Annotated in this window: 23 protein-coding genes, 1 pseudogene and 1 riboswitch; of the genes and pseudogenes, 11 read left to right on the forward strand and 13 right to left on the reverse strand. The window is 69.6% G+C overall.

Features of this window, described 5'->3' with window-relative positions; genetic code table 11:
* Nucleotides 1-3 precede the first annotated feature (3 nt).
* Nucleotides 4-1,146 carry an anhydro-N-acetylmuramic acid kinase gene (locus Q0654_RS07575; protein WP_298852319.1) on the forward strand — a complete coding sequence of 381 codons (1,143 nt, stop codon included), beginning with the start codon at nt 4-6 and terminating at the stop codon, nt 1,144-1,146.
* A 118-nt stretch (nt 1,147-1,264) separates the two neighbouring features.
* On the opposite strand, the gene Q0654_RS07580 is transcribed toward Q0654_RS07575, so the two are convergent.
* The 5 genes from Q0654_RS07580 to Q0654_RS07600 form a co-directional block, all read right to left on the reverse strand.
* Entirely contained in the window at nt 1,265-1,795 is a 531-nt protein-coding gene (locus tag Q0654_RS07580; RefSeq protein ID WP_298852321.1) for a zf-TFIIB domain-containing protein, read from the reverse strand.
* Nucleotides 1,796-1,886: 91 nt separating this feature from the next.
* On the reverse strand, nt 1,887-2,966 hold the full coding sequence (locus tag Q0654_RS07585; RefSeq protein WP_298852323.1) for a sensor domain-containing diguanylate cyclase: 1,080 nt from the start codon (nt 2,964-2,966) through the stop codon (nt 1,887-1,889).
* A gap of 186 nt (nt 2,967-3,152) precedes the next feature.
* Nucleotides 3,153-3,392 carry a hypothetical protein gene (locus Q0654_RS07590; RefSeq protein WP_298852325.1) on the reverse strand — a complete coding sequence of 80 codons (240 nt, stop codon included), beginning with the start codon at nt 3,390-3,392 and terminating at the stop codon, nt 3,153-3,155.
* A gap of 159 nt (nt 3,393-3,551) precedes the next feature.
* Nucleotides 3,552-4,847: an MFS transporter gene (locus Q0654_RS07595; RefSeq protein ID WP_298852328.1), complete on the reverse strand. Its 1,296-nt coding sequence runs from the start codon at nt 4,845-4,847 to the stop codon at nt 3,552-3,554.
* Nucleotides 4,844-5,611 (reverse strand): exodeoxyribonuclease III, encoded by a 768-nt coding sequence (locus Q0654_RS07600; RefSeq protein WP_298852331.1) that lies wholly within the window; start codon nt 5,609-5,611, stop codon nt 4,844-4,846. Before Q0654_RS07600 ends, Q0654_RS07595 begins: the two co-directional genes overlap by 4 nt.
* 192 nt (nt 5,612-5,803) lie before the next feature.
* On the opposite strand from Q0654_RS07600, the gene pyrE reads away from it, so the two are divergent.
* The 3 genes from pyrE (at nt 5,804) to Q0654_RS07615 (ending at nt 8,762) form a co-directional block, all read left to right on the forward strand.
* The gene (pyrE, locus tag Q0654_RS07605; protein ID WP_298852515.1) at nt 5,804-6,448 is read left to right on the forward strand and encodes an orotate phosphoribosyltransferase; all 645 of its coding nucleotides are present in this window, start codon (nt 5,804-5,806) and stop codon (nt 6,446-6,448) included.
* Nucleotides 6,449-6,480: 32 nt separating this feature from the next.
* A complete protein-coding gene (locus Q0654_RS07610) occupies nt 6,481-7,098 on the forward strand; it encodes a DUF4124 domain-containing protein (RefSeq protein ID WP_298852334.1) in 618 nt (205 codons plus the stop codon).
* A gap of 113 nt (nt 7,099-7,211) precedes the next feature.
* On the forward strand, nt 7,212-8,762 hold the full coding sequence (locus Q0654_RS07615) for a YdiU family protein (RefSeq protein WP_298852336.1): 1,551 nt from the start codon (nt 7,212-7,214) through the stop codon (nt 8,760-8,762).
* Between the two features lie 354 nt (nt 8,763-9,116).
* Here the strand turns inward: Q0654_RS07615 and Q0654_RS07620 are convergent, their stop codons facing one another.
* The 3 genes from Q0654_RS07620 to Q0654_RS07630 form a co-directional block, all read right to left on the reverse strand.
* A complete protein-coding gene (locus tag Q0654_RS07620; RefSeq protein ID WP_298852338.1) occupies nt 9,117-9,959 on the reverse strand; it encodes a pirin family protein in 843 nt (280 codons plus the stop codon).
* Between the two features lie 126 nt (nt 9,960-10,085).
* Nucleotides 10,086-10,487, reverse strand: a complete 402-nt coding sequence (locus Q0654_RS07625) for a hotdog fold thioesterase (protein ID WP_298852517.1) — start codon at nt 10,485-10,487, stop codon at nt 10,086-10,088.
* A 41-nt stretch (nt 10,488-10,528) separates the two neighbouring features.
* Entirely contained in the window at nt 10,529-11,131 is a 603-nt protein-coding gene (locus Q0654_RS07630; RefSeq protein WP_298852340.1) for a YkvA family protein, read from the reverse strand.
* A gap of 159 nt (nt 11,132-11,290) precedes the next feature.
* A riboswitch (TPP riboswitch) is annotated at nt 11,291-11,387 on the forward strand.
* Between the two features lie 77 nt (nt 11,388-11,464).
* On the opposite strand from Q0654_RS07630, the gene thiC reads away from it, so the two are divergent.
* The 6 genes and pseudogenes from thiC to Q0654_RS07660 all read left to right on the forward strand — a co-directional run bounded on the left by thiC (nt 11,465) and on the right by Q0654_RS07660 (nt 17,879).
* Nucleotides 11,465-13,360, forward strand: a complete 1,896-nt coding sequence (gene thiC, locus Q0654_RS07635; protein WP_298852343.1) for a phosphomethylpyrimidine synthase ThiC — start codon at nt 11,465-11,467, stop codon at nt 13,358-13,360.
* Between the two features lie 739 nt (nt 13,361-14,099).
* Nucleotides 14,100-14,252 (forward strand): hypothetical protein, encoded by a 153-nt coding sequence (locus tag Q0654_RS07640; RefSeq protein WP_298852345.1) that lies wholly within the window; start codon nt 14,100-14,102, stop codon nt 14,250-14,252.
* A gap of 12 nt (nt 14,253-14,264) precedes the next feature.
* Nucleotides 14,265-14,702 (forward strand): annotated as a pseudogene (locus Q0654_RS07645) (sigma-70 family RNA polymerase sigma factor); the annotation flags it as partial.
* Between the two features lie 3 nt (nt 14,703-14,705).
* Nucleotides 14,706-15,473 (forward strand): hypothetical protein, encoded by a 768-nt coding sequence (locus Q0654_RS07650; RefSeq protein WP_298852347.1) that lies wholly within the window; start codon nt 14,706-14,708, stop codon nt 15,471-15,473.
* 67 nt (nt 15,474-15,540) lie between these two features.
* On the forward strand, nt 15,541-16,803 hold the full coding sequence (locus tag Q0654_RS07655; protein WP_298852349.1) for a HEAT repeat domain-containing protein: 1,263 nt from the start codon (nt 15,541-15,543) through the stop codon (nt 16,801-16,803).
* On the forward strand, nt 16,800-17,879 hold the full coding sequence (locus tag Q0654_RS07660) for a hypothetical protein (RefSeq protein ID WP_298852351.1): 1,080 nt from the start codon (nt 16,800-16,802) through the stop codon (nt 17,877-17,879). Before Q0654_RS07655 ends, Q0654_RS07660 begins: the two co-directional genes overlap by 4 nt.
* A gap of 264 nt (nt 17,880-18,143) precedes the next feature.
* On the opposite strand, the gene Q0654_RS07665 is transcribed toward Q0654_RS07660, so the two are convergent.
* From Q0654_RS07665 to Q0654_RS07685, 5 genes are all read right to left on the reverse strand, one after another.
* Entirely contained in the window at nt 18,144-20,645 is a 2,502-nt protein-coding gene (locus Q0654_RS07665; RefSeq protein WP_298852353.1) for a DNA topoisomerase I, read from the reverse strand.
* A gap of 194 nt (nt 20,646-20,839) precedes the next feature.
* Entirely contained in the window at nt 20,840-21,916 is a 1,077-nt protein-coding gene (locus Q0654_RS07670; RefSeq protein WP_298852356.1) for an RDD family protein, read from the reverse strand.
* A 318-nt stretch (nt 21,917-22,234) separates the two neighbouring features.
* Nucleotides 22,235-22,711 carry a DUF494 family protein gene (locus tag Q0654_RS07675; protein ID WP_298852358.1) on the reverse strand — a complete coding sequence of 159 codons (477 nt, stop codon included), beginning with the start codon at nt 22,709-22,711 and terminating at the stop codon, nt 22,235-22,237.
* A 32-nt stretch (nt 22,712-22,743) separates the two neighbouring features.
* Entirely contained in the window at nt 22,744-23,871 is a 1,128-nt protein-coding gene (gene dprA, locus Q0654_RS07680) for a DNA-processing protein DprA (protein WP_298852360.1), read from the reverse strand.
* 13 nt (nt 23,872-23,884) lie between these two features.
* Nucleotides 23,885-25,036, reverse strand: a complete 1,152-nt coding sequence (locus tag Q0654_RS07685) for a LysM peptidoglycan-binding domain-containing protein (RefSeq protein WP_298852363.1) — start codon at nt 25,034-25,036, stop codon at nt 23,885-23,887.
* Between the two features lie 217 nt (nt 25,037-25,253).
* On the opposite strand from Q0654_RS07685, the gene def reads away from it, so the two are divergent.
* Entirely contained in the window at nt 25,254-25,763 is a 510-nt protein-coding gene (gene def / locus Q0654_RS07690) for a peptide deformylase (RefSeq protein WP_298852366.1), read from the forward strand.
* Nucleotides 25,764-25,795: the final 32 nt, after the last annotated feature.

The following is a 25,795-nucleotide window of genomic DNA, read 5'->3' on the forward strand; positions in this document are numbered from 1 at the left end:
CGCATGGCCGCGGGCGAGGATGGCCTCTACCTCGGCCTGATCTCCGGCACCAGCGCCGATGGCATCGACGTCGCCGCCGTCGATCTGCGCGGCGCGCGGGTTGCGCTGGTGGCGGGTCGCACCTATCCCTGGGACGCGACCCTGCGCGCGCAGATCCTGCGCGTCTCGCAGCACGAGCCGCTGATCTCGCTCGACGAATTCGGCGAGCTCGAAACCGCAGTCGCCGATGCCTTCGCCGAATCGGCGCTGCGCCTCATCGACGACTTCGCGCTCGATCGCAGCGCCGTGCGCGCGATCGGCTCGCACGGCCAGACCCTGCGCCATCGGCCGAGCGGCCCGCGGCCCTTCACCCTGCAGATCGGCGACCCCTCGCGCATCGCCGAACGCGCGGGCTGCACCGTGGTCGCCGATTTCCGCCGCCGCGATGTCGCCGCCGGCGGCCAGGGTGCGCCGCTGGTGCCGGCCTTCCATCGCGCGGTGTTCTCCGATGCCAGCGAAGCGCGCGCCGTACTCAATATCGGTGGCATCGCGAACCTGAGCCTGCTTGGCGGCAGCGGCACCAGTGTGAGCGCAGACGTAGAGGCGCCGGTGCTGGGCTTCGACTGCGGCCCCGGCAACGGCCTGATGGACGCCTGGTGCCTGCGCCATCGCGGCCAGGCCTTCGATGCCGGCGGCGCCTTTGCCGGCGAGGGCGAAGTCCACGCCGAGCTGCTGCAGCGCCTGCTGGCCGATGCCTACCTCGAGGCGCCGCCGCCGAAGAGCAGCGGCCGCGATCGCTATCACCTGGCCTGGCTGGAGTCGCAGATGGCCGGTGTGTCGGCGTCGCCAGCCGACGTCCAGGCGACCCTGCTGGAGTTCACCGCCGCCAGCATCGCGCAGGCGCTTGCGCGCTGGCAGCCGCAGGGCCGGCGGGTACTGGTCTGCGGGGGTGGCGTGCACAACCCGCGGCTGCTGGCGCGGCTGGCCGCGCGCCTGCCCGGGCGCACGGTTGAATCGACGGCCGCCCACGGCGTCGACCCCGACTTCGTCGAGGCCATGACCTTCGCCTGGCTGGCGCGAGCAACCCTCGCCGGCCGCGCCGGCAATCTGAGCGAAGCCACCGGTGCGGCGGGTCCGCGCGTGCTGGGCGGGATCTTCCCGGCCTGAGTCCGCAGCGAGAGCGAGCGGCCGCTGCCATCGACGCGGCTGTCTCGCCAGTCTGCAATCGAGCCCGATCTCAATGGAGCCCGATCTCAACGGAGCCCTATCTCAACAGAGCCCGATCTCAATGGAGCCCGAGGTAGCGGCGGATCGCCTCGGCCTGCGCATGGCCGCGCAGCCAGCGCGCGAAGTCCTGCACGCGCGCGTGCTCGGCGTCGCCCAGCAGTTCGCGCAGGCGCCCCTCGCGGTGGGCCGCGGCCTCGCGCTGGCGGATGCCGAGCTGCCACATCTGGCTGAAGATGCTGGGCAGGTGCTGGCGCAGCTCCAGCGCGCCGAGGAGGTTCCACTCGCCGGCATCCAGCCAGAACTCGCCGCAGTGGCCGCACAGGTCGAGCCGGTTGTCGACGCCGGCGTCGATCCGGAACTTGCCCATGAAGTGCCGGCAGCGCGGGCAGGTCAGGGCGGCACCGCTGTCGCTGATCTCGACCGCTTCGACGTGCCCGGCCCAGGCGGTCTCACCGCCGGCTTCGGCCCACTGACGCGCGGCCGGTACGGCGAGCAGCACGCCGTTGCAGTGCGTGCAGCCAAGGCCACCCAGGCCTGCATCCAGTTCGATGGCAACGAGGGTCGGGGTCTGGCAGGCGGGGCAGTGCATATGGGGGCTCCTGAGCGCGTGGCCCGGGGCAGGACGCGCCCGCCTGCAGGGCGTGACCGCCGCGTGATGCGATGAGGGTAGCCGCGCGGGTTCAGTCGCCCTCGGCCGCCAGCAGCACGCGATCGCGGCCGGCACGCTTGGCCTGGTAGAGCGCCCGATCGGCGCGCTCCAGGGTGTCCGAGAGCGCGTCGCTGGCGAAACGCCCGAGGGCGATGCCGCCGGACAGCCGGATCGGGAAGGGCAGGCCCTCGCCGGCGGCGCAGCGCGTGCGCACCTGGTCGGCCACCCGCTCGGCGGCTGCCGCACCGGCACCGGGCAGGAATACGCCGAACTCCTCGCCGCCCATGCGGAAGGCGAGGTCGTCGTCGCGCACGCTGGCGTTGAGGATCCCGCCCAGCGCACGGATCACCTCGTCGCCCACGGCGTGGCCGTGCTCGTCGTTGATGCGCTTGAAGTGGTCGACGTCGAGCACCAGCACGGCGAAGCGCTCCGCGCGGTCGAACTCGCCGGCGACAATGCGCTGCTCCACCTCGTCGAGCGCGCGCCGGTTCATCAGCCCCGACAGCGCGTCCTGGCGGGCCTCGCGCAGCAGCTTGATGTTGGCGTGGACCAGCTCGCGCTGGGTCGCGGTCAGTTCATCCTGACGCTGGCGATGGGCGCCGAGGCTGGCGTGCAGCTCGCGGTTGCGGCGATGCAGCTCCAGCAGGCGCATGACCTGCCGCGACAGGGCTCGCAGCGCCTCGATCTGATCGGTGGAGAAGCGTCCCGGCTGGTCGTCGAACACGCACAGGGTGCCGAGCGCGATGCCGTCGGGGTCGACCAGCGGCGCGCCGGCATAGCGGCGGATGAAGGGCGGCCCGACCACGGTGGCGAAGTGCGCGAAGCGCGGGTCCTGGCGCGCATCCTCGACTTCCAATACCCGATCCGGCGTGCGGATCGCGGTGTCGCACATCGCGGTGGAGCGCGCGGTCTCGCGCAGGTCGATGCCGATGCCGGCCTTGATCCACTGGCGCTCGCGGTCCATCAGGGTCACCGCCGCATAGGCCGTGCCGGCCACCGCCTTGGCCACGATCGCGAGCTCGTCGTAGGCGCGCTCGGGCAGGGTGTCGAGGATGCGATAGCGCGCCAGCGACTGCTGCCGAGCGAGTTCCTGCGGGGAAGCTGCGTTCACCGGTGGCTCCCGTTCCGACGCGCCTGGGCGTGCTGTCACGCCAGCTCTGCAACGCACATGCCGCCAGGCGCGCCATGGCACTGGCGTCTGCGGACGCATCGGAGCGGTCGGCACCGCGTGCATGCGCGGCGGCCTGCATCGACGCGGCGGCGCGCGCCCGGGTCCGGCATTCCCATGGGGACGAGGTCACCCAAGCTTGTGCAGGGCCTCGATGGCTTCCTTCAGCGCGCGGCTTTCCTCGTCCTCCCAGGTGCCGGTCAGCCGCGCGATATCCCCCGGCAGGGGCATCTCGGGCTTCTCCATGCCGAGCGCCTGGCGCAGCAGGCTGAGCACCACATCGTTGATCGGCCAGCCGCGATCGCGAGCCATCCGCTTGATGCGCTCGGCGATGTCGGGGTCGATGTCCTTGACGAGAATGTCGGGCATGCAGGGGCGCGAGCGGGAACGCGGCGCGGGCCGCGAAGTGGCGGTACGGTCGCGGCATGGCCGCGGGCGGCAGCGACGACACCCCTGTATGCCGCCGCTGGCCGGTCACCGTAGCACAGCGGCCGGACGCAACGAAAACCCTACGGGCGCGCCGCGGCCTCAGCGGCGGCCGGCATCACCCAGCGAGCGGTCGATCAGGCCGGAGCGCAGCATCGCCACGTACAGGAAGACACCGGGCAGGGCCACCACCGTGGTGAGTACGTAGAAGTTCACGTAGCCCAGCATCTCGATCAGGCCGCCGGCGGTCGTGCCGGTGATCAAGCGTCCGACCACGCTGGCGGCCGCCGACAGCAGCGCGTACTGGGTGGCGGTGAAGGCGAGGTTGCACAGCGCCGACAGATAGGCCACCACCACCACGCCGCCGATGCCGCTGGCGGTGTTCTCGAAGGCGATGGTGAAGGCCAGCAGGGCGTTCGAGTGGCCGATGTAGGCCAACACGGCGAAGCTCAGGTTCGACACCGCCATCAGCATCAGCGCGATCAGCACCGAGCGCTGCATGCCCAGGCCCGAATACAGCAGGCCGCCGAGGAAGATGCCGATCAGGTAGGCGAAAAAACCGACGCCGACGTCCCAGGTGGCGATCTCCTCGTTGCTGAAGCCGAGATCGTTCAGCAGCAGGCGCAGGGTGAGGTTGGCGAGGGTGTCGCCGATCTTGTGCAGCAGCACGAACAGCAGCACCAGCAGGGCGCCGCGCCGGGCCATGAATTCGACCAGCGGCGCCACCACGCTGGCGACGAAGCCGCCGGCGCGCTCCAGCACGCGGTGGCGTTCCGGCTCGCCGAGCAGCAGGCCGGTCAGCATCGCCGGCAGGGCGAAGGCCGCGCAGAGCAGGTAGGCGAGGCTCCAGTCCGCGCGTGCGGCCACCCACAGCGCCAGCGATCCGGCCGCCACCGAGCCGATGCGCCAGCCGTACTGCGACATGCCGGAGCCAACGCCGAGCTGCTCGGGTTTGAGCGTCTCGATCCGGTAGGCGTCGATCACGATGTCGTAGGTCGCTCCGGCGACCGCCACCGCGATGGCCGCCGCGGCGAACAGCAGCAGGTCGTCCTTCGGATCCAGCAGCGCCAGCCAGGCCACCGCAGCCATCACCAGCGCGCCGGCGAAGATCAGCCAGGACACGCGCTGGCCGAGCCGGCCCAGCAGGGGCAGGCGCAGCGAGTCGACCAGCGGCGACCAGATCCACTTCAGGTTGTAGACCAGGAAGGCCAGCGAGAACGCAGTGACGCTGCGCTTGTCGATGCCGTCCTGGGCCAGGCGCGTGGTCAGGGTGGCGCCGATCATCGCGTAGGGAAAGCCCGAGGACAGACCCAGCATCAGCGCTGCCAGCGGTTCGCGCTCGACATAGGGGCGCAGGGCGGCCGGCACATGCCGGCGCCAGTCGATGGCGCTGGTCATGCGTAGTCGACCACGTAGGGCGCGTGGTCGGAGAACTTCGGTTCGGCGTGGATGGCGCAGTCGCGCAGCGACTCGCGCAGCACCGGCGAGACGACCTGGTAGTCGATTCGCCAGCCGACGTTCTTGGCGCGCGCGGCGCCGCGCTGGCTCCACCAGGTGTAGTCCTCGCCCTCGGGGCGCAGGTGGCGGTAGCTGTCGACCCAGCCCTGCTCGCCGAACAGATGATCCAGCCAGGCGCGCTCCTCGGGCAGGCAGCCGGAATTCTTCTGGTTCGAGGTCCAGTTCCTGATGTCGCGGCGGGTGTGGACGATGTTCCAGTCGCCGCAGATCACGTAGCGCCTGGATGAGCGCATCCACCCGGCGAGGATCGGCGCGAACCAGTCCATGCAGCGGAACTTGAACTGCTGGCGCTCGTCGCCCGAGGAGCCGGAGGGGAAGTACAGCGAGACCACGCTCAAGTCGCCGAAGCGCGCTTCGATATAGCGGCCCTCCTCGTCGAATTCGTCCCAGCCCAGCTCGGTCAGCACCGCATCCGGCGCCTGCCGCGCATAGATGCCGACGCCGCTGTAGCCCTTCTTGGTCGTCGCGTCGCGGAAGTGGGCGTGCCAGCCGGCGGGTCGCAGCGCCGGGTCAGCCAGCTGTTCGGCCTGGGCCTTGGTCTCCTGCACGCAGAGCACGTCGATGTCCTGGGCGCCGAACCAGTCGAAGAAGCCTTTGCTGGCGGCGGAGCGGAGGCCGTTGGCGTTGAAGCTGCAGATGCGCATTTAAGAGCCGGGATTGGGGGTGAGGCGGCGCGCTCGCGCGGCATGCCGCGCGCGTCGCCGAACGCCCGAGCGCTGTGCGCGAGGGCCGGGAGGGGATTCGTTCGAGCTGGCTTCGCATGGCCCGCTCGCGGCGAAGCTGGGATGATAGCGGGCTTTGGTCGGATGCCCGGAGTGAGCCCCATGCAGCAGGCGATGCAGGACTACCAGCAGCGGTTTCTGGAGCTCTCGATCGAGCGCTCGGTGCTGCGCTTCGGCGAGTTCACCCTGAAGTCGGGGCGGATCAGCCCGTACTTCTTCAACGCCGGGCTGTTCAATACCGGCGGCGCGCTGGCGCGGCTGGCCGAGTGCTATGTCGAGGCGCTGCTGGCTTCGGGGCTCAGGTTCGACATGCTGTTCGGGCCGGCCTACAAGGGCATTCCGCTGGCGACCGCGGTGGCGACCGCGCTGTACGCGCGCGGCATCGACGTGCCGGTCGCCTTCAATCGCAAGGAGGCCAAGAGCCATGGTGAGGGCGGGCGCCTGATCGGCGCGCCGCTGTCCGGCCGCGTGCTGATCGTCGACGACGTCATCACCGCCGGCACCGCGATCCGGGAGTCGCTGGGCTTCATCCGCGAGGCCGGCGCCGAACCCTGCGGCGTGCTGATCGCGCTCGACCGCCAGGAGCGCGGCGCCGGTGAGTTGTCCGCCGTGCAGGAACTTGAACGGCAGGCCCAACTGCCCGTGATCGCCATCGCGCGGCTGGCGGAACTGCTTGCCTATACTGCAGGTCGACCTGAGCTGGCCGAACATCGCAGCCGCCTGCTGGCCTATCGCGACACCTACGGCAGCGCCAACTGACCCGCCTGCCCCGCCACCCGAGGTTTCGATCCATGCGTGTGCCCGCCCTGCTCGCCCCCGCCCTCCTCCTGTCCCTGCTGTCCGCGCCGGTGCTTGCGCAGAAGCTCTACCGCTGGGTCGACGCCGAGGGCAAGGTGCACTACACCGACACCCTGCCGCCGGAAGCGGTCGATCAGGCGCGTGACGAGATCAACAGCAGCGGCGTCACCGTCAACCGGGTCGAGCGCGCCCTGACCGAAGAAGAGCGCGCCGCCAAGCGCATCGCCGACGCCGAAGCCGAGCGTCAGGCGAACCTCAAGGCCGAGCAGGACAAGATGGACGCGGCCCTGATGGGCTCCTATGCCACCGAAGCCGATCTGGCCCGCGCCTACCGCGAGCGCTTCGACCTGCTCGACCAGTCGCTGGAAGCGGCGCGCGTCGGCATCCGCAGCCAGGAAAAGAGCCTGGAAGACCAGCTCGCCCATGCCGGCTCGCTGGAGCGCGGCGGCAAGCCGGTCCCGGCCACCGTGCAGAGCAGCATCGCGGCCGCGCGCAAGCAGGTCGAGGACCAGCGCGAGTACCTGCGTCGCCGCGAGACGGAGCTGCAGAACCTGCAGGCGGAGTACGACCGCATCCTGCAGCGCTACCGCCTGCTCAAGGCCGGCGGCTGATGCGCGTGTGGCCAAGGGCGCGCGCGTGAATGGCTGGGCTGTGAGCACGCTCCGCCGGGCCCGATTCCACCGCCGCGCCGGCATGTGCGAGTCCACCGTCCCATCGACCGCGCATGCGCCTGCCCTTCGATAACGCCTTCCGTCGGGACTTGCCCGGTGATCCAGAGACCGGCAACTACACGCGGCCAGTCAGCGGCGCGCTGTGGTCGGCAGTGCAGCCCGCGCCGGTGCCTGCGCCACGCCTGCTCGCGCTGTCGCCCGAGGTCGCCGCTGCGATCGGCTTGAGCCGTGAGGACACGGCAAGTTCGCGCTTTGCCCAGGTGTTCGCTGGCAACGCGCTGATCGACGGCATGCAGCCGATCGCCACCAACTACGGCGGCCACCAGTTCGGCCACTGGGCCGGCCAGCTGGGCGACGGCCGCGCGATCAGCCTGGGCGAGGTGATCGGCGCTGACGGTCGCCGCCACGAGCTGCAGCTGAAGGGCGCCGGCCCCACGCCCTACTCGCGCCGAGCCGACGGCCGCGCGGTGTTGCGCAGCTCGCTGCGCGAGTTCCTCTGCAGCGAGGCCATGCACGCGCTGGGCGTGCCGACCACGCGAGCGCTCTCGCTGATCGCCACCGGCGACGCGGTGGTGCGCGACATCCTCTATGCGGGTGATCCGAAGCCCGAGCCCGGCGCCATCGTCTGCCGCGTTGCGCCGAGCTTCCTGCGCTTCGGCCACTTCGAGCTGCCGGCCTCGCGCGGCGAGCATGCGCTGCTGCGCCAGCTGTGGGACTTCATGTGCGCCCGCGACTTTCCCGAGTACGAAGCTGCGGCCGAGCGCGACGCCCAGGTGTTCCGCGCGATCTGCGAGCGCACTGCGCTGTTGATCGCGCACTGGATGCGGGTCGGCTTCGTGCATGGGGTCATGAACACCGACAACCTGTCGGTGCTGGGGCTGACGATCGACTACGGCCCCTATGGCTGGCTGGAGGATTTCGATCCGGCCTGGACGCCGAATACCACCGACGCCGAAGGTCGCCGCTACGCCTTCGGCCGGCAGCCGCAGATCGCGCACTGGAACCTGTCCTGCCTGGCCGGCGCGCTGTCCTCGTTGTTCGCCGATCAGGAACCGCTGCGCGAGGGCCTGCGCGCCTATGCCGAGACCTTCAACCGCGCCCACGCCGAATTCAATGCCGGCAAGCTCGGCCTGCTCGAACCGCGCACCGACGACACCGTGCTGGCGCAGCGCCTGTACGCGTTGATGCATGCGGCCCAGCTCGACTTCACGCTGGGCTTCCGCGCCCTGATGGATTTCGAGGCGCCCGCAGCCTCGGTCGATCGGCTGCGCCCGGCCAGCTACGACGAGGCGGCGTTCGAGGCCCAGCGGCCCGCGCTGCTCGCCTGGTGTGTCGACTATGCGCAGCGGTTGGCCGGCGAAGGTGCGTCAGAGGCGCGACGCGCGCGCATGGCCGCGGTGAACCCGCTCTACGTGCCGCGCAACTGGTTGGCCCAGCAGGCCATCGACGCCGCCGAAGGCGGCGACCTCGCGCCCCTGCACCAGCTGCAGGCCGTGCTGGAACGTCCCTACGAAGAGCAACCCGGCGCCGAGGCCTACGCGCACAAGCGCCCCGACTGGGCGCGCCACCGCGCCGGCTGCTCGATGCTGTCCTGCAGTTCATAGGGTGGGCCCTGGCCCACCGGAGCTCGACCCACGCCCGGTCTCGATCCGCCCCACCGGAGCTCGACCCTCGCTCCGCTTCGGATTTCGGCCTGTCGATGCGGCCGCTCGCTGCTGTTCATAGGGTGGGCCCTGGCCCACCGGAGCTTCATGCCTGCCGCGCACAATGGTGCCCAGGCGGCTCGCCGAAACGCACACGGCCATCCGCCTGCATGCCAGATGCCGATGACCAAGGGCCGGCGCCGATGTCCTCACCGAGGCAAGCGTCAGGCGCATGGTGGGCCAGGGCCCACCCTATGCGATACCTTTGGCGGGCGAGGGCTCACCCTCCTCGTGTGCCGCGATCCACGGCCCGCCTCACACCGGCCCGAAGCGCCCGGCCTGGTAGTCGAGCATGGCCTGCTGGATCTCGTGCGGGTGGTTCATCACGAAGGGCCCGTACTGCACGATCGGCTCGCGCAGCGGGCGGCCGGCGACCAGGATCAGGCGCGCGGGCGCAGCGCCAGCGGCGACACTCAGCTGGTCGCCATCCGACAGCAGGGCCATGACGTCGGTGCCGACCGTCTGGCCGGCGAGCTCGGCGCGTCCCTCGAACACGTAGGCGAAGGCGGTGTGGCCGGCCGGCATCGGCACCTCGAGTGAAGCGCCCGCCGGCAGGGCGATGTCGAGGTACAGCGGCGACGTCGCCTCGGCATCGACCGGACCGCGCACCCCGCCGTACTCGCCGGCCAGCACGCGCACCCTGGCCCCGGGCAGAGGCTCGACGTCGGGAATGCGCTCGGGCGCGATGTCCTGGTAGCGCGGCGCGCACATCTTCTGCGCCGCCGGCAGGTTGATCCACAGCTGGAAGCCGGACATCCGGCCCTCTTCCTGCTCGGGCATCTCCGAATGCACCAGGCCGCGGCCGGCGGTCATCCACTGCACCGAGCCCGACACCAGCAGGCCTTCGTTGCCCTGGTTGTCGCGATGGCGCATGCGCCCTTCGAGCATGTAGGTGACGGTCTCGAAGCCGCGGTGCGGATGATTTGGGAAACCGGCGATGTAGTCCGCGGCCTCTTCCGAGCCGAAGTGGTCGAGCATCAGGAAGGGGTCGAGGTTGCGCAGCTCGGGAATGCCGATCACCCGGGTCAGGCGCACGCCGGCGCCGTCCGAGGTGGGCATGCCGCGCACGAGGCGGGTGACGCGACGGGGCTGGGTCATGGGGCTCTCCGGAGCTGGGGGACAGCCGCCAAGATGGTCGCCGCGGCCGCGCCGCTCAAGCCTCGCCGCTGCAACGCTGCGTTGTGGTGAAGACGCGCTGGCGTGCGGCGGCGGATCCGGGCGCGCTCAGCGCGCGCCCATCGCCCGCGGCACCACCGCCATGGTCAGGCGCGAGATGCAGACCGGCTGGCCGGCCTCGTTCTCGATGCGGATGTCCCAGACCTGGGTGCTGCGGCCGACATGGATCGGCCGGGCGGTGCCGATCACCCAGCCAGTGGTCACGGCGCGCAGGTGGTTGGCATTGATCTCAAGCCCGACCGCCATCTGCGTGGCCGGGTCGACGCAGAGGCTGGCCGCCATGCTGCCCAGGGTTTCGGCCAGCGCCACCGAGGCGCCGCCATGCAGCAGGCCGAAGGGCTGGTGGGTGCGATGGTCGACCGGCATGCGGCCGCGGATGAAGTCCTCGCCGACCTCCAGCACCTCGATGCCGAGATGCTGGACGAGGGTGTCGGCGCTGCCGGCGTTCATCGCGGCAGCGTCGACTTCGCGCAGGAAAACCCGCGCCAAGCTCAGCGCACCGTCATCAGGCCGGGGCGCCAGCTGCGGGTGTAGCCGGCGCGACCATAGCCGCTGCTGCCGCCATAGCCCACGCCGTAGTCGCGCTCGCGGCGGCGGTGGATGCGGCTGATCAGCTCCTCGCGACGCGACTCCAGGAAGTCGGCGCGGCCGACGGAGGCCGGGTCGAGGCCACGGCGCTCGGCCTCGTGCTGGCGGAAATCGCAGAAGTCCTCGTAGGCCTCGATCTCGTTGTGCAACTGGCGCAGGCAGAGCTCGATCATGATCGCGTCGTCGAGGTAGCCCAGCACCGGCGTGTGGTCGGGGATGGCGTCCTGCGGGTTGACGAAGTAGACCAGGGCCGAGACCACGTGCTTGCGGTCTTCCTCGGGCAGGGCGAAACCCTCGTCGTTCAACATCGCGATCAGCGAGTCCAGGCCTTCCAGGCGCTGGCGGATGAAGTCCGGCAGGCTCTCGACCTGAGCGGCCTTCAGCAGGTCGACCGCGGCCTTGACGATCTCGTCCGGCGACTTGGCGCTGGCTTCGGACGCTGCCTGGGCGGCGCGGAAGCGCTCGATGTCCTTGTCGCTGAGTTCGATGTTGATGCTGAGAGGCATGGCGGTTCCTTGGCAGGGGAGGTCGACGGGGACAGCGGGGACGGACGCGCGCGCCCCGGAGCCTGCGCAGCCTAGCCAGCGCCCCGGAGACGGTCAATTGACGATCGTCACCGCTGGGCAATCGTTTTCGACGGCGCCCCCGCTTCGTGCTTCAATGCCCGCCGCAAGCGGGGGTGTCCGGCGGCAGCCGGGCTGAGAGAGTCCCTTTGAACCTGATCCGGGTCGTACCGGCGTAGGGAGCTTCGATTCGATGCGCGGTGACGGCCGGAGGTCGGCCCATCGCGCGCCGTGCCGGCGCCGCCGCTTGGACTCTTCCAGACCAAGGACCGCCGCATGAACGCCCTGCCCGAAGACTTCCAGCGCGCCACCGAAGCGCTGTCGGCCGATGTCACCCGCCCGATTCCGGGCTCGCGCAAGATCCATGTGACCGGCTCGCGCCCCGACCTGCGCGTGCCGATGCGCGAGATCCGCCAGTCCGACACCCCGGCCCTGTTCGGCGCCGAGCCAAATGCGCCGCTCAGCGTCTACGACACCTCCGGCCCCTACACCGACCCGCAGGCACGCATCGAGCTGACTGCGGGCCTTGCGCGTCTGCGCGAGGCCTGGATCGCCGAGCGCGGTGACACCGACGTGCTGGCCGGGATCAGCTCGCAGTACGGCCAGAAGCGCCTGCACGACGCGAAGCTCGACAGCGTGCGCTTCCCCAACCTGCGCCCGCCGCGCCGCGCCAAAGCCGGTGCCAACGTCAGCCAGATGCACTACGCGAAGCGCGGCATCGTCACCCCGGAGATGGAGTTCGTCGCCGTCCGCGAGAACCAGCGCCGCGAGGCCATGGTCGAGCAGGTGCGTGCGCAGGGCCTGGCGCGTGGGCGCATGCACCCGGGTCAGGATTTCGGTGCATCGCTGCCCGTTCTGATCACGCCCGAGTTCGTGCGCGACGAGATCGCCCGCGGCCGCGCCATCCTGCCCAACAACATCAACCACCCCGAAAGCGAGCCGATGATCATCGGCCGCAACTTTCTGGTGAAGATCAACGCCAACATCGGCAACTCGGCGGTGACCAGCTCCATCGCCGAGGAAGTCGAGAAGATGGTCTGGGCCATCCGCTGGGGCGCCGACACCGTGATGGACCTCTCCACCGGCAAGCACATCCACGAGACCCGCGAGTGGATCCTGCGCAACTCGCCGGTGCCGATCGGTACGGTGCCGATCTACCAGGCGCTGGAGAAGGTCGGTGGCCGCGCCGAAGAGCTGAGCTGGGAACTGTTCCGCGACACGCTGATCGAGCAGGCCGAGCAGGGCGTGGACTACTTCACCATCCATGCCGGCGTGCGCCTGGCCTACATCCCGTGGACCGCCAAGCGCGTCACCGGCATCGTCAGCCGCGGCGGCTCGATCATGGCCAAGTGGTGCCTGGCGCATCACAAGGAGAATTTCCTCTACACCCACTTCGAGGAGATCTGCGAAATCATGAAGGCCTACGACGTGGCCTTCTCGCTGGGCGACGGCCTGCGCCCGGGCAGCATTGCGGATGCCAACGACGCCGCCCAGTTCGGAGAGCTCGAGACGCTCGGCGAACTGACGAAGATCGCCTGGAAGCACGAAGTCCAGACCATGATCGAAGGCCCCGGCCACGTGCCGATGCAGCTGATCAAGGAAAACATGGACAAGCAGCTGCGCGAATGCGGCGAGGCGCCCTTCTACACCCTGGGCCCGCTGACCACCGACATCGCGCCCGGCTACGACCACATCACCAGCGCGATCGGCGCGGCCATGATCGGCTGGTACGGCACCGCCATGCTCTGCTACGTCACGCCCAAGGAGCACCTCGGCCTGCCCAACAAGCAGGACGTGCGCGACGGCATCATCACCTACAAGATCGCCGCACACGCGGCGGATCTGGCGAAAGGCCATCCCTCGGCGCAGATGCGTGACAACGCGCTGTCCAAAGCCCGCTTCGAGTTCCGCTGGGAAGACCAGTTCAACCTTGGCCTCGATCCGGAGAAGGCGCAGGAATTCCACGACGAGACCCTGCCCAAGGACGCCCACAAGCAGGCCCACTTCTGCTCGATGTGCGGGCCCAACTTCTGCTCGATGAAGATCACCCAGGACGTGCGCGACTTCGCCGCCGCCCAGGGCATCAGCGAACAGGAAGCGCTGGAGCAGGGCATGCAGCAGAAGGCCGAGGAATTCCGCGCGCAGGGGGCGGAGGTGTATCGCAAGGCCTGAGCATTTCCCGGCCCGACGTCGCCGTGCAGCCCTTCTGCGGAAGCCTTGAATCGTCATCTCCACGGAGCGCCAGTCCCTGAGAGGGCGGGGACGGGGCTCCAGACCTCTCGCGACGGAGGCTGGCATGCCTGGGCCCCCTTCCCCGCCTCCGCGAGGACAGGCTCTTCGCGGGGGCGACGGCAACAGATGTCGCAGCGAGCGTTGTGTTTCTCTGGAGCGTGTCAGCGCGGCGTCGCGGTCCAGGTGTTCTCGCAGCAGGGTCAGGATTCGTCATCCCCGCGAAGAGCCTGTCCTCGCGAATGCGGGGATGGGGTTCCAGTGGTCCTGCGACTGAGGCGGACCGGAACTGGGCCCCCGCTTTCGCGGGGGCGACGATTCGTGGGGTCGCAAGCGTTCTGTTTCTTGAGAGCGTTTCAGCGCGGCGTCGCGGTCCAGGAGTTCTCGCAGCAGGGTCAGGATTCGTCATCCCCGCGAAGAGCCTGTCCTCGCGGAGGCGGGGACGGGGATCCAGTGGTTTCGCGACTGGGGCCGGCGGGGCTCGGCCCCCGCTGGCGTGGCCATCCGTGTGGCCAGTCCGTAAGCTCGCAGCGCGTCGCTGCGAGCGCACGGAGTCGGGAGCACGACGCATGGCGGCCGATCCAGCCTGCACCCCCGCACGACCAGTCCGCCAAGGCCGCCGCTGCCGGCGCAAGGCGGCGAGCCTGCTAACCAGACCGCCGCGGCGCGCATCCAAGCCGGCATGAGCGCCGACCCCACCGCGATACTCGATGCCGCCCGCAGTGGCGATGCCAGCGCCTTCCGCCAGCTGGTCGAGCTGCACAGCCGGCCGGTGTTCCAGCTGTGCTGGCGGATCACCCGCGACGTCGCGCTGGCCGAAGACGCGGCGCAGTAGGCCTTCTACAAGGCCTGGCGAGCGCTCGCCCAGTTCGATGGCCGCGCCGCCTTCTCGACCTGGCTGCATCGGATCGCGGTCAATGCCGCGCTGGAGCAGCTGCGCCGCAGCGCGCGCCATCAGCCTCTTCCGAGTGCGGACGGCAGCGATGACGAGGACTCGCCATCGCTGAACCTGTTCGTCGATGCCGAGCTCGATGTGGACACCGACACCCTTCCCGCCATGCCGTGCCCACAGGCGCATGCGCGCGGGGCAGAACTGGCGATGCGGGTGCGCGCCGAGCTGGAGCGGATGAGCGTCATGGAGCGCACCGCTTTCGTTCTGCGCCATGTCGAAGGCGAATCGCTGGAGCAGATCGCCGCCCAGCTGTCGCTCAACATCGGCCAGAGCAAGCAGGCGATCTTCCGAGCCGTGCGCAAGCTGCGCACGGCGCTGCAGGACTGGAGCTAGAGCATGACCACGATGCCGCCGATCAACGACAGCGAGCTGATCCTCTATCACTACCGCGACGGTCTGCCCGCGGCACGACTGCGCGAGATCGCTGCAGCCCTGGCGACTGATGCCGCGCTCTCGGCGCGCTACTCCGCACTGTGCGCCACGCTCGATGCCAGCGCGCTGGATCTGCCGCCCGAGCCTGCCAGCGGCCTGTCCGAACGCATCTGGCAAGGCCTGTCGCTGCGCGCGGCGGCCGATGTCGCGCAGCCGCCATCCCTTGCACCGCGCCGTCGGCAGGGTTCAGCGCGACGCCGACTGCAGCGGGGCTGGGCGGCGGGCTTGGCCGCAGCGGTGCTGCTGTCGCTGGGCTTCTTCGCCGGTCGCGAGCACGGCCTGCAGGAACAGCCGCCGACCCTCGTCGTCGCCAGCGATCGCGTCTACGCGAATGTTCTGGCCCAGCATCTCGACAGCACGCGGCATGCGCTGATGACCGCGGTGAACGCCGACAGCGACGGCCTGAGGTTCGGCAATGCGGAGCTGGCACGTGCACTCATCGACAACAACCGTCTCTATCTCGCCGCCGCGCGCCACAGCGGCGATGCCCGCCTGGTGGAGCTGCTGCAGGCGCTGGAGCCGGTGTTGATCGAGCTGGCTAACCCCGCCGGCTCCGGGGACATCCAAGTGCGTACAGGCCTGGGCGAGTTCGTCGAGCGCTCCGATCTGATCTTCCAGGTGCGCGCGGCGGAAGCCGGCCTGCGCGCCCGCCACTCGATCACCCGTACCTGACACCGCCAGGCGGAGCTCGCGTATCCGCCGCCTGCGGCACCCCACCCTCAAGGACAGGAGTCCTGCCATGCACACTCGAATTGCCCGTCCACCCCGGCTGCCGCTGCGCGCGCTCGGCTTCGCCCTGGCGCTGGCAGTGGGCTCAGCCGCCGCAGCCCCCGATGATCGCGCCATGGCGCCCAGCGGCAGTGCCAGCCAGGCTCTGTACTGGCAGGGGCACGAACAGTTGAAGCAGGGTCGCTGGGAGCAGGCCCTGCAGCAGTTCGTGGCGCTGGAGCAGCAGCTGCGTCGTGACGAGCCTGCCGCCGCCGACAGCGCGCTGTACTGGCAGGCCTATGCGCAGCACCAGGGGCGCCGCCTTGGCGAGGCCCGCGCCACCGTCGAGCGCCTGCAGCGTGAGTTTCCGCAGAGCCGCTGGCTGACGGACGCGCAGCGCCTGCTGGGCACGCCCGCTGCGGACGCTGCTTCCGCCGCGGCCAAGGACGCAGGCGCCGACGCCGCCGAGCGGGAAGACCTGGTCGAATCGGCGCTGGCGGGCCTGCTGTCGGCGCCCCCCGAACGCGCGCTGCCGCTGCTGCAGCGGGTCATCACCGGCAACTACAGCGCGCGCAGCAAGGAGCGGGCGCTGTTCGTGCTGAGCCAGATCGATGATCCGCAGGCCAGCGCACAGATTCTGCAGATCGCCCGCAGCGGTGAGCCGGAGCTGCGCGACCGCGCCATCCGCATGCTCGGCATGTCCGGCAACGATGCCGCCCGGCAGGCGCTGCAGAGCCTGTATCGCGACAGTCCGGAGCAGAAGGTGCGGCGGTCGGTGCTGCAGGCCTGGATGATCAGCGCCGATGCAGCCGCGATGCTGCAGGCCGCGCAGACGGACGCGTCCAGCAGCCTGCGCGCCGAGGCCGTGCGTTTGCTGGGTGCGATGGGTGCCCTCGATGAACTGCGTGAGCTGCTGTCCGCCAGCAAGGACGCCGAAGTGCAGGCCTCGGCCCTCGAGGCCATGGGCATCGCCGGCGCCAGCGATGATCTGGCCGCGGTGGCCGCAGGCTCGGGCGCGCTTCCGCTGCGCCTGCAGGCCCTGCGCGGCCTGGGTATCGCCGGTGCCGGTGAGCGCCTGGTCGAGCTCTACCCGCGATTGCAGTCGGTGGAGCTGAAGGCGGCTGCACGCGAGGGTCTGCTCATCAGCGGTCACCAGAGCGGTCTGCGGCAGCTCTACAGTGCCGCGCAGGATCCGAACGAAAAGCGCGAGCTGCTCAAGCTGATCAGCCTGCTCGGCGGCGACGAGGCCCTGGACGCGATCGAACAGGCGATCGAGCAGGGAGAAGATCGATGAACGTCGTCGGCGCTGTCTGGGATCATCTGCGCCTGCAGCTGCACGACCTGCAGGGCTTCGTGCGCCTGCTGTGGAATCTGAGTCCGCTGCGCTGCCTCGGGCTGCTGATCGCCCTGCTCTGTCCGCAGCCCTCGCAGGGGCAGTCGCTGGAGGGCGCCCCGAGCGAGGGCTGGGCCCGCTGGCAGGTGCCCAAGCAGGCCGGAACCGGTCGGGTGTGCTGTTTCGAAGGCGCAGATCCGACGGGGCGCGGCTGCAGTCTGGACGCGCGCGCCAAGGGCTATCGCCTCAATGCTTCGACTCCAGACGCGCCGGCGTCCGACCGGCTGGATGTCTACGTTCGCTTCGCCGCGGGCGAGCCGGTCGACCTGCGTGCCTACGATGGCGCCTGCCCGGTGCACTCGGCCTCGCCGCCCATCGAGCTCGCCGCGGTCAGCCCGGAGAGCAGCGTTCGCTGGCTGGTCGCGCAGAGTGTTGCGGAGCAGCGCTCACGTGGGTCGAAGACTGCCCTGGCCGACAGCGCCCTCACCGCCGTGGCCCTGCACGCCACCCCTGCCGCCACCGCGGCGCTGATTGATCTGAGCGCGGCCGACAGGCCCGAGGCGTTGCGCCGCAGCGCGACCTTCTGGCTGGGGCAGGCGCGCGGTGAACCCGGCATCGAGCGGGTACTGGCGCTGTCGCGTGGCGCCGAAGCCGACGCCTTCCAGGAGCACCTTGCCTTCGTGCTCTCGCAGTCCGGGCTGCCGCAGGCGCGCGCAGGCTTGAGCGCCCTGGCCGACGCGGGGCGCAGCGACGAGGTGCGCGGCAGCGCCCTGTTCTGGATCGCGCAGGCCGGCTGGCAGGATGCCGAGCCGCGCATCCTCGCGGTCCTGGCAGACGATGCCTCGCCCGCGCTGCAGGAGAAGGCGGTGTTCGCGCTCAGCCAGCTGGAGAAGGGCGCCGACGAGGCGTTGATCCGGGTGCTGGAGGGACGCTATTCCCGCGCGGCCAAGAAGCAGGCGTTGTTCTGGTTGAGCCAGTCGGATTCCGAACTCGCCTTCGCATTCCTGGATCGCCATCTGAGCGAAGGCGCTCGCTGAGCCCCGGGCGTCGTCGGGCCTCCGGGACATCGCGCCGGACTTGGTCGCGTGTGCCGGGCTGCCCTCGGCACCCTCCGCCGAGTGGAGCTCCGGCGGCGTTGGTGCGGGCAGCCAGGCCAAGGTGCAACCAGACTGGATCGAGCGCACCTGGGCCCGGGCCGCAGCGCTGCTGCGGCTCAGGCTGCAATCAATCAATGGCGTCGAAGGCGCGTTGTCCTTGAGCCCTGGGTTCCGACGCGGCGCTGGCCCAAGGGCCAGCGCTGTTCAGAACGGAGGTGCTTCGCTGGCGGCGGTTCTTTTCGCGACCGCCTTCTTGGCAGGCGCCTTTTTCGCAGCGGCCTTCTTTGCCGGCGCCTTTTTCGCCGCCGCCTTCTTCGCGGGCGCCTTCTTTGCAGGAGCCTTCTTCACCGCCGCGGGCGCCTTCGCGGCGGCGACCTTCTCGGTGGTTTTCTTCGCTCCGAAGCGACCGCGCTTGGCCCCGCGTGCGGGAGCGGTCGCCATGATCGCTTCGCAATCCGCCAGGCTCAGTGAGGCCGGCTCGACGTCCTTCGGGATCTTGCCGTTCTTCTCGCCGTCGGTGATGTAGGGGCCGTAGCGGCCGTTGACGATCTCGATCGGGCTGCCCTCGAACTTCTTGATCAGGCGGTTGGCCGCGGCTTCGAGCTTCTCCGCCACCAGCGCCACCGCGCGCGGCAGTTCGATGGTGTAGGGGTCATCCTCGGTCTTCAGCGAGGCGTAGGTGCTGCCCAGCTTGACGAAGGGGCCGAAGCGGCCGACGCCCACCGTGACTTCCTCGCCCAGGTGGGTGCCGAGGTTGCGCGGCAGCTTGAACAGCTCCAGCGCGTCCTCCAGCGTGATCGTGTGCATGCTCTGGCCGGCGCGCAGCGAGGCGAACTTGGGCTTGTCGGCGTCCTCCTTGGTACCGATCTGGGCGAAAGGCCCGTAGCGGCCGAGGCGCACGCTCACCGGCAGGCCGGTCTTGGGATCGTTGCCGAGCACGCGCGAGCCGCTGGCGTCGCTGCGGTCGACGGTCTCGATCTTGTCCTCGACCAGCGCCTTGAAGGGCTTCCAGAAGCGCTCCATCAGCGGCAGCCAGTCTTCCTCGCCGCGCGAGACCGCGTCGAGCTCGTCCTCGAGCTTGGCGGTGAAGTCGTAGTCGACGTACTGGGTGAAGTGCCCGGCCAGGAACTTGGCCACCGCGCGGCCGACATCGGTCGGACGGAAGCGGCGGTTGTCGAGCATCACGTACTCGCGCGACAGCAGGGTCTGGATGATGCTGGCGTAGGTCGACGGACGGCCGATGCCGAACTCTTCCAGGGCCTTGACCAGGCTGGCTTCGGAAAAGCGCGGCGGCGGCTCGGTGAAGTGCTGGTCGATGACGATGGCCGACAGCGGCACGATGTCGCCGGGCTTCATCGCCGGCAGCTTGCGGCCCTCGTCTTCGGCGTCGGCGGATTTCTGGTCGGTGCCTTCCTCGTACACGGCGAGGAAGCCGGGATCGATGATGGTGGTGCCGGTGGCACGGAAGCCGTGGTCGCGGCCGGCGGCGAGTTCGACGCTGACCGTGTTCATCGTGGCCGGCACCATCTGGCAGGCCACCGCGCGTTTCCAGATCAGCTCGTAGAGCTTCTGTTCGTCCGGATTCAGGTACGCGGCCACCGACTTCGGCGTCAGCTTGGCCGAGGTCGGGCGGATCGCCTCGTGCGCTTCCTGCGCGTTCTTCGACTTGGTGCGGTACTCGTTGGCGGCCGCCGGCAGCGCATCGGCGCCAAACTCGCGGGCGATGACCTCGCGCAGCTCAGCCACGGCTTCCTGCGACAGATGGGTCGAGTCGGTACGCATGTAGCTGATCAGGCCGACCGTGCCCTGTTCGCCCAGGCTGACGCCCTCGTAAAGCTTCTGCGCGACGCGCATGGTGCGGCTGGTCGAGAAGCCGAGCTTGCGCGCGGCCTCCTGCTGCAGGGTCGAGGTGATGAAGGGCGGCGCCGGCCGGCGCTTGCGCTCGCGGCTCTGCACATCGCTGACGTGCAGGGCATCGCCGGCGGCCTTGACCAGGCGCGCGCGCGCGGCCTCGGCGTCGGCGGCATGGGTCAGGGTGAACTGCTCGACTTTCTTGCCGTCGAGCTTGACCAGCTTGGCGTTGAAGGGGGTGACCGCATGTGCGAGCTGGGCCTCGGCGGTCCAGTACTCGCGCGGCACGAAGGCTTCGATCTCTTCCTCGCGCTCGACGATCATGCGCAGCGCCGGGCTCTGCACGCGGCCGGCGGACAGGCCGCGCTGCACTTTGCGCCACAGCACCGGCGACAGGTTGAAGCCGACCAGATAGTCGAGCGCGCGGCGCGCCTGCTGGGCGTTGACCAGGTTGTCGGAGACCGCACGCGGCTTCGACATCGCTTCCTTGATGGCGCGCGGGGTGATCTCGGTGAACACCACCCGCTGCAGGGTCTTGTCCTTCAGCAGGCCACGCTCGCGCAGCACCTCGGCGATGTGCCAGCTGATCGCCTCGCCCTCGCGGTCCGGGTCGGTCGCGAGGAACAGGGCGTCGGCGGATTTCGCGGCCTTGGCGATGGCGTCGACATGGCGCTCGTTGCGGTCGATCAGCTCGTAGCGCATGGCGAAGTCGCGCTCGGGGTCGACCGCGCCCTCCTTCGGCACCAGATCGCGCACATGGCCGTAGGAGGCGAGGACCTGGAAGTCCTTGCCGAGGTATTTGTTGATCGTCTTCGCCTTGGCGGGGGATTCGACGATGAGGAGGTTCTTGGCCATTTCAGTCCATCAGGGGCGTGAGGAGGACGCGGGCGCCGCGTCCTGTCGATGCGCCGGTCATTCGAAGGTGTGCAGTTAATCCCAGCGGCTGGAAGAGGCCGTGAGCAGCCGGACGCCGTTTCGGCGCGGCGACGGGCCCATTCCTGTCCGGGAGGGCCTTCCTTTCCAGTGTCACCACAGGGGATGACGGCAAGTCAAGCCGGTTCGGCCAGCCAGACGCGGCCATTTCCCGGCAGGGGCCGGGTTGCGGCGGGCTCTGCCGGCAGATGCAGCGCCGGCGGTGCAAGCTGCGCGCCGCGGCTGCGGGCGCGCTCGGTGTAGTCCTGGTAGGCCGGAATCGCGATCGCGGCGAGGATGCCCAACAGGGCGAGGCCGCCGAGTCCGACCACCACCACCAGGAACACGATCACGCAGCCGCCGAGTCCGCGCTGCTGGCGCTCGGGGTGCGGCGTGAAGGCCCACTTGTCGACCACCAGGGTATTGGCGACGAAGTCGTGCAGGGCCCGCTTGCGGTCGGTGAAACCCGCCATCAGGAAGCCGATCCACAGGGTCAGGTGCGACAGCGCCGCGGCGAACCAGCGCCCCAGCGCGTGGCCGAAGCTCAGGCGCCGTCCCTCACGGTCGGTGACCTTGATGCCGAGCGCCATCTTGCCGACGGTCGCCTGGTTGGAGGAGCTCTCCATCAGCGCGTAATACAGTCCGGCCATCACGAAATAGATCAGATAGACCATCAGGTACAGGCCGATCATGGCCGGCGTCGGCGCGCCGTTGGAATCCTGCAGCGCGCTCATCATGCCCACGGCGAACACCGCGCCGAGCACCCCGGCAACGATCTGGGCGACGATGCCGATCAGGAAGCCATCGAGAAACACGGCTGCCCAGCGCCTCAGAAAGCCGGCGTAGACCACCTCGCCCGTGTTCGACCACTGGGGCTCGACGTCCAGCCGGGCCGCGCTGGGGGCGTAGGGCGATGCGGGGGCACCCGCGGGCGCGGCGGCGCTCGCAGGGTTCGCCACGGCCGCCGGCGCAGCGGCGGCGGCGGGCGCGGGTTGAGCCTTCGGCTGAGAAGCGGGGACTGTCGTCAGGCCGAGTTCGGCAGCGGCAGTGGACAGCGGCCGCCACTCCGGCCAGCCCTCGCGCCAGACCAGGCTGTCCGGCCGCACCCGGCCCTGGCGGGCGTGGCCAACCAGGATCGCCGGGCTGACCGGGCCCTGTTGCTGGCCCTGCGCGTCGACGTAGTACCAGGGCTGTGGGCTGGTGGGGGTGTTCATGGCGGCGGCTTCCGGGGCGTCAAACCGGGCGATGCTTTACCGGTGTGATGCAAAGGTCAAGAACATTCGCCACGCACAGGGCGCGCGACGCGGTCTTTGGACGCCTGGTTTCCGTCCGTCGCCCCGGGCAACGTGGGCCGTGCGGGCGTTGGGCATGCGTGCGCGGACGCCCGCGAACCGGCGCCGGCGCGCGTGCTTCGATCGAACGGATGCGCTCGACAGGCCCTCGGAGCGCACGAGAAATCCAGACGCCGTGGCGGGCTGCCGCCACGGGCGCCCGGGGGCGGCCCGCAGTCGGCGGAGGATTCCGACAGGCTCTCAGTGCAGGGCTTCGCCATCCAGCGCGAACAGGTGGCTTTCCATCCAGGCGAACGCGGCCTCCCGGCCGGGCTGGTTGAACAGCACCATCAGCACCACCCACTTGAGGTCGTCGAGGTCGAGTTCGGCTTGATCGAGCGCCATCGCGCGGTCGATGACCTGCTCGCGCAGCGCGCCGTCGAGGATGCCGATCTGCTCAAGGAACAGCAGGAAACCGCGGCAGTCGAGGTCCAGGCGCTCCTGCTCCTGCGCGGCATACAGCCGCAGAGGGCTGGCCATGGGCAGGGTGGTGTCAGGTGAGGCGCGGAGCTGCTCCAGGCCATCGAGCCAGTCGAAGGCCTTGCTCACCTCGGCCGGACTGAAGCCGGCCTGGATCAGGCTGGCCTGCAGGGAATCGCGATCGCGGACGGCATCGGGGTCGTCGTAGAAGTAGTTCTCGAACAGGTAGAGCAGTACGTCCAACAGGGTCTCTTTCATCCAGCCTCTGCCTGCGCCGGCGCGCATTGGGTTCAGGAAGACCGCCGTGTGTAGCGGCCATGCTGTGCGCTGACCACTCCCTCCAGTTCCAGCAGGACCAGCATGGAGGACAGCTCCCCGACGGTCAACCCGCTGCGCTCGGCGAGGATGTCGATGCCGACCGGGTCATGCCCGAGCGCCGCCAGCAGCCGGACGCGCTGCGGGTCAGGCTCGATCGGGTTCGCGGCGGGCGCAGTCGCGCTCGCCGCCGCCACCGCTTGAAGACGGCCGCGCAGGCTGGACGCCAGTCGCTGCGCCGCAGGCCCGAGTGCGTCGATGACGTCGGCCGAGGTCTCGACCAGCGCGGCACCGTCACGGATGAGGCGGTGGCAACCGCGCGCCAGCGGATTGTGGATCGAGCCGGGGATGGCGAAGACTTCGCGTCCCGCTTCGCTGGCATTGCGTGCGGTGATCAGGGCGCCGCTGCGCTGCGCCGCTTCCACCACCAGGGTGCCCAGAGCCAGGCCGGCGATGATCCGGTTGCGGCGCGGAAAATGGTCGGGGCGGGCCGCCGTCCCGGGCGCGAACTCGCTGACGATGCAGCCGTGTTCGCGGATCCGGGTGGCGAGCACGCGATTGCGCGCGGGGTAGACCCGATCGGGGCCGGTGCCGACCACCGCGATGGTCGGCTGGCCAGCATCCAGCGCGGCCGCATGCGCAGCCGCGTCGATGCCGTCGGCCAGACCGCTGGTCACGACCAGACCGCTGCGCGCGAAGCTCGCCGCGAAGTCCGCCGCCGTATCGATGCCGCCAGAGGTCGGATTGCGGCTGCCGACGATGGCGATCTGCGGAAACCACAGCAGGTCGCTGTTGCCGCTGATGAACAGCACGGGGGGAGGACCGGGCGACTCCGCCAGCAGCGCGGGGTAGTCGGCATCACCGAGTTCGATCAGGCGGTTGCCGGGCTGTGCCAGCCATTCGGCGTCCGCTGCCGCGCGCTCGGGCTCCCGAGCGAGGAAGGCCGCAACGGCAGCTCCGGAGACACCCAGCGCGCGCAGGGCAGCGCTGGAGCCTGATTCCAGCCGCTCTGCGACCTGCGCATCTTCCAGCGCCAGACGCAGCACGCGCCCCGGCAAGGGGGCGCGTACAGCGGCGAACCAGACCTCGGGTCGCAGCTTCAATGCAGGCGTATCGTCAGGGCAGACGGTCTGGCGCCTTGGCGATGTTGTCGACGCCGGCCGGTCGGATCGCGTCCATCACCAAGCCGTAGCTGACCTTGTCGAAGGTGCGGAAGATCATCACGTGGCCAACGAATTCGTCAGGCAGTTTGACCTGGCGCGAGGGCAGGTTGGCGGTGAAATCCGTACGGTTGGCGATGTGGTCGCTGACGCGGTCGCCTTCACCATACAGAGCGAACACCTGACCGTTCTCGATGCCATCGCGTGCGCCGGCCGACAGTGCCACCACGTCGCGCGGACCGGCGACGCGGTAGTAGTCGGTGACGGCCAGCACACGCATGTTGTCGGGCACGCGCTCCGGTGCGCGCGGGGTGAAGTACAGGTCGAAGGCAGGCTCCTGCACCGGCATCAGCAGGTCGCCGGCGCGCACTTCCTTGCCCTCGGGGGCCAGCAGCAGCGTGGCGGGGTCACCGGCAACCGTGACTTCGGCAGTGGTGATGTCGGCGACTTCCCAGCCGAGCACTTCGAAGCCGTTGTCGGACGCCGCGTAGTAGGCCCACTCGATCCCGAGCGTGCGCGGGGTCAGGCCGTCACGCGCATTCCATTCGTCCTGCTTGAAGCGGTGTTTGCCGTCGGTCGCGCGGGGATGCACCGCGTAGCGCACCGTCGGACGCACGATCGCCCAGCGCTGGCCCGGCTTGAAGTCGACGCCACGCGCGTACACGACCTGGCCGGAGGCACCGCGCAGGCGGTTCTCCTCGATCGCCAGCACATAGGGCAGGCCCTTCGGCTCCTCATCGAGCACACGCATGCGCTTCAGGAAGGACTCGACTTCCTGCAGCGGGATTGTGCGAATGGCGTCATCGGCTTCGCGGCGGATCTGCGGATCGCGGCGATTGACGCCGAGCACAGGGCGGCCGTCGAGGTAGGCGAGGCTGATGACATCGCCCGGATAGATGAGGTGCGGATTCTCGATCTGCGGGTTGGCCTGCCAGATCTCCGGCCACAGCCAAGGCTGCTTGAGGAAGCGGCCGGCGATGTCCCACAGGGTGTCGCCCTTCTGCACCACGTAGGTGTCGGGGTGGTCATCGCGCAGCTGCTGGGCCGCCACGCAGGTGGCAAAGGTCAGCACGGCGACGGCGAAAACTGAAAGCAGTTTTTTAAACATGGCGGCCATCTACCTGATTTACCAAGCAGGTTTGTCGGCACTATAGCGTAAAGATTTGTGGATTAGAAACGGTTCAGGTTCACACTATGGCGCTTGATGTCGGCCCCGCATGGCAGGTCTGCTGCGCCTGCGCCGACGCGGTGTTCAGGGCGCCGCTGCTATAGTCCGCGCTCCAAGTTCCCTTGATTCCGGGCGCGCTCGCGCCAAGGTAGCGGCCATGGCCACGCTTCCCATCCTCGAATTCCCCGATCCCCGCCTGCGCACCCGCGCCCGCGAAGTACTGCCCGCGGATTTCACGCCCGAGCTGCAGCAGCTGATCGACGACATGTTCGAGACCATGTACGCGGCGCCCGGCATCGGCCTCGCCGCGACCCAGGTCGATCGCCATCTGCGCTTCATGGTGATGGACGTCAGCGAGGACAAATCCGAGCCGCGCGTGTTCATCAATCCGCAGATCGTCGAAAGCGACGGCCACCAGGTCTACCAGGAGGGCTGTCTGTCGGTCCCCGGTATCTTCGCCGACGTGACCCGGGCCAACCAGATCACCGTGCGTGCGCTCGACCGCCGGGGGCAGACCTTCGACCTCAAGGCCGACGGCCTGTTGGCCGTCTGCATCCAGCATGAGATGGACCACCTCGACGGCAAGGTCTTCGTCGACTACCTGTCGCCGCTGAAGCGCGAGATGGTGCGCAAGAAGCTGGCCAAGCAGCGTCGCGGCGCGGCCTGATCGAACCTGCAGCGGGTGCCTCGCACCCGCGG

This window comes from uncultured Aquimonas sp. (assembly GCF_937888285.1).
Classification (GTDB): Bacteria; Pseudomonadota; Gammaproteobacteria; order Xanthomonadales; family Xanthomonadaceae; genus Aquimonas.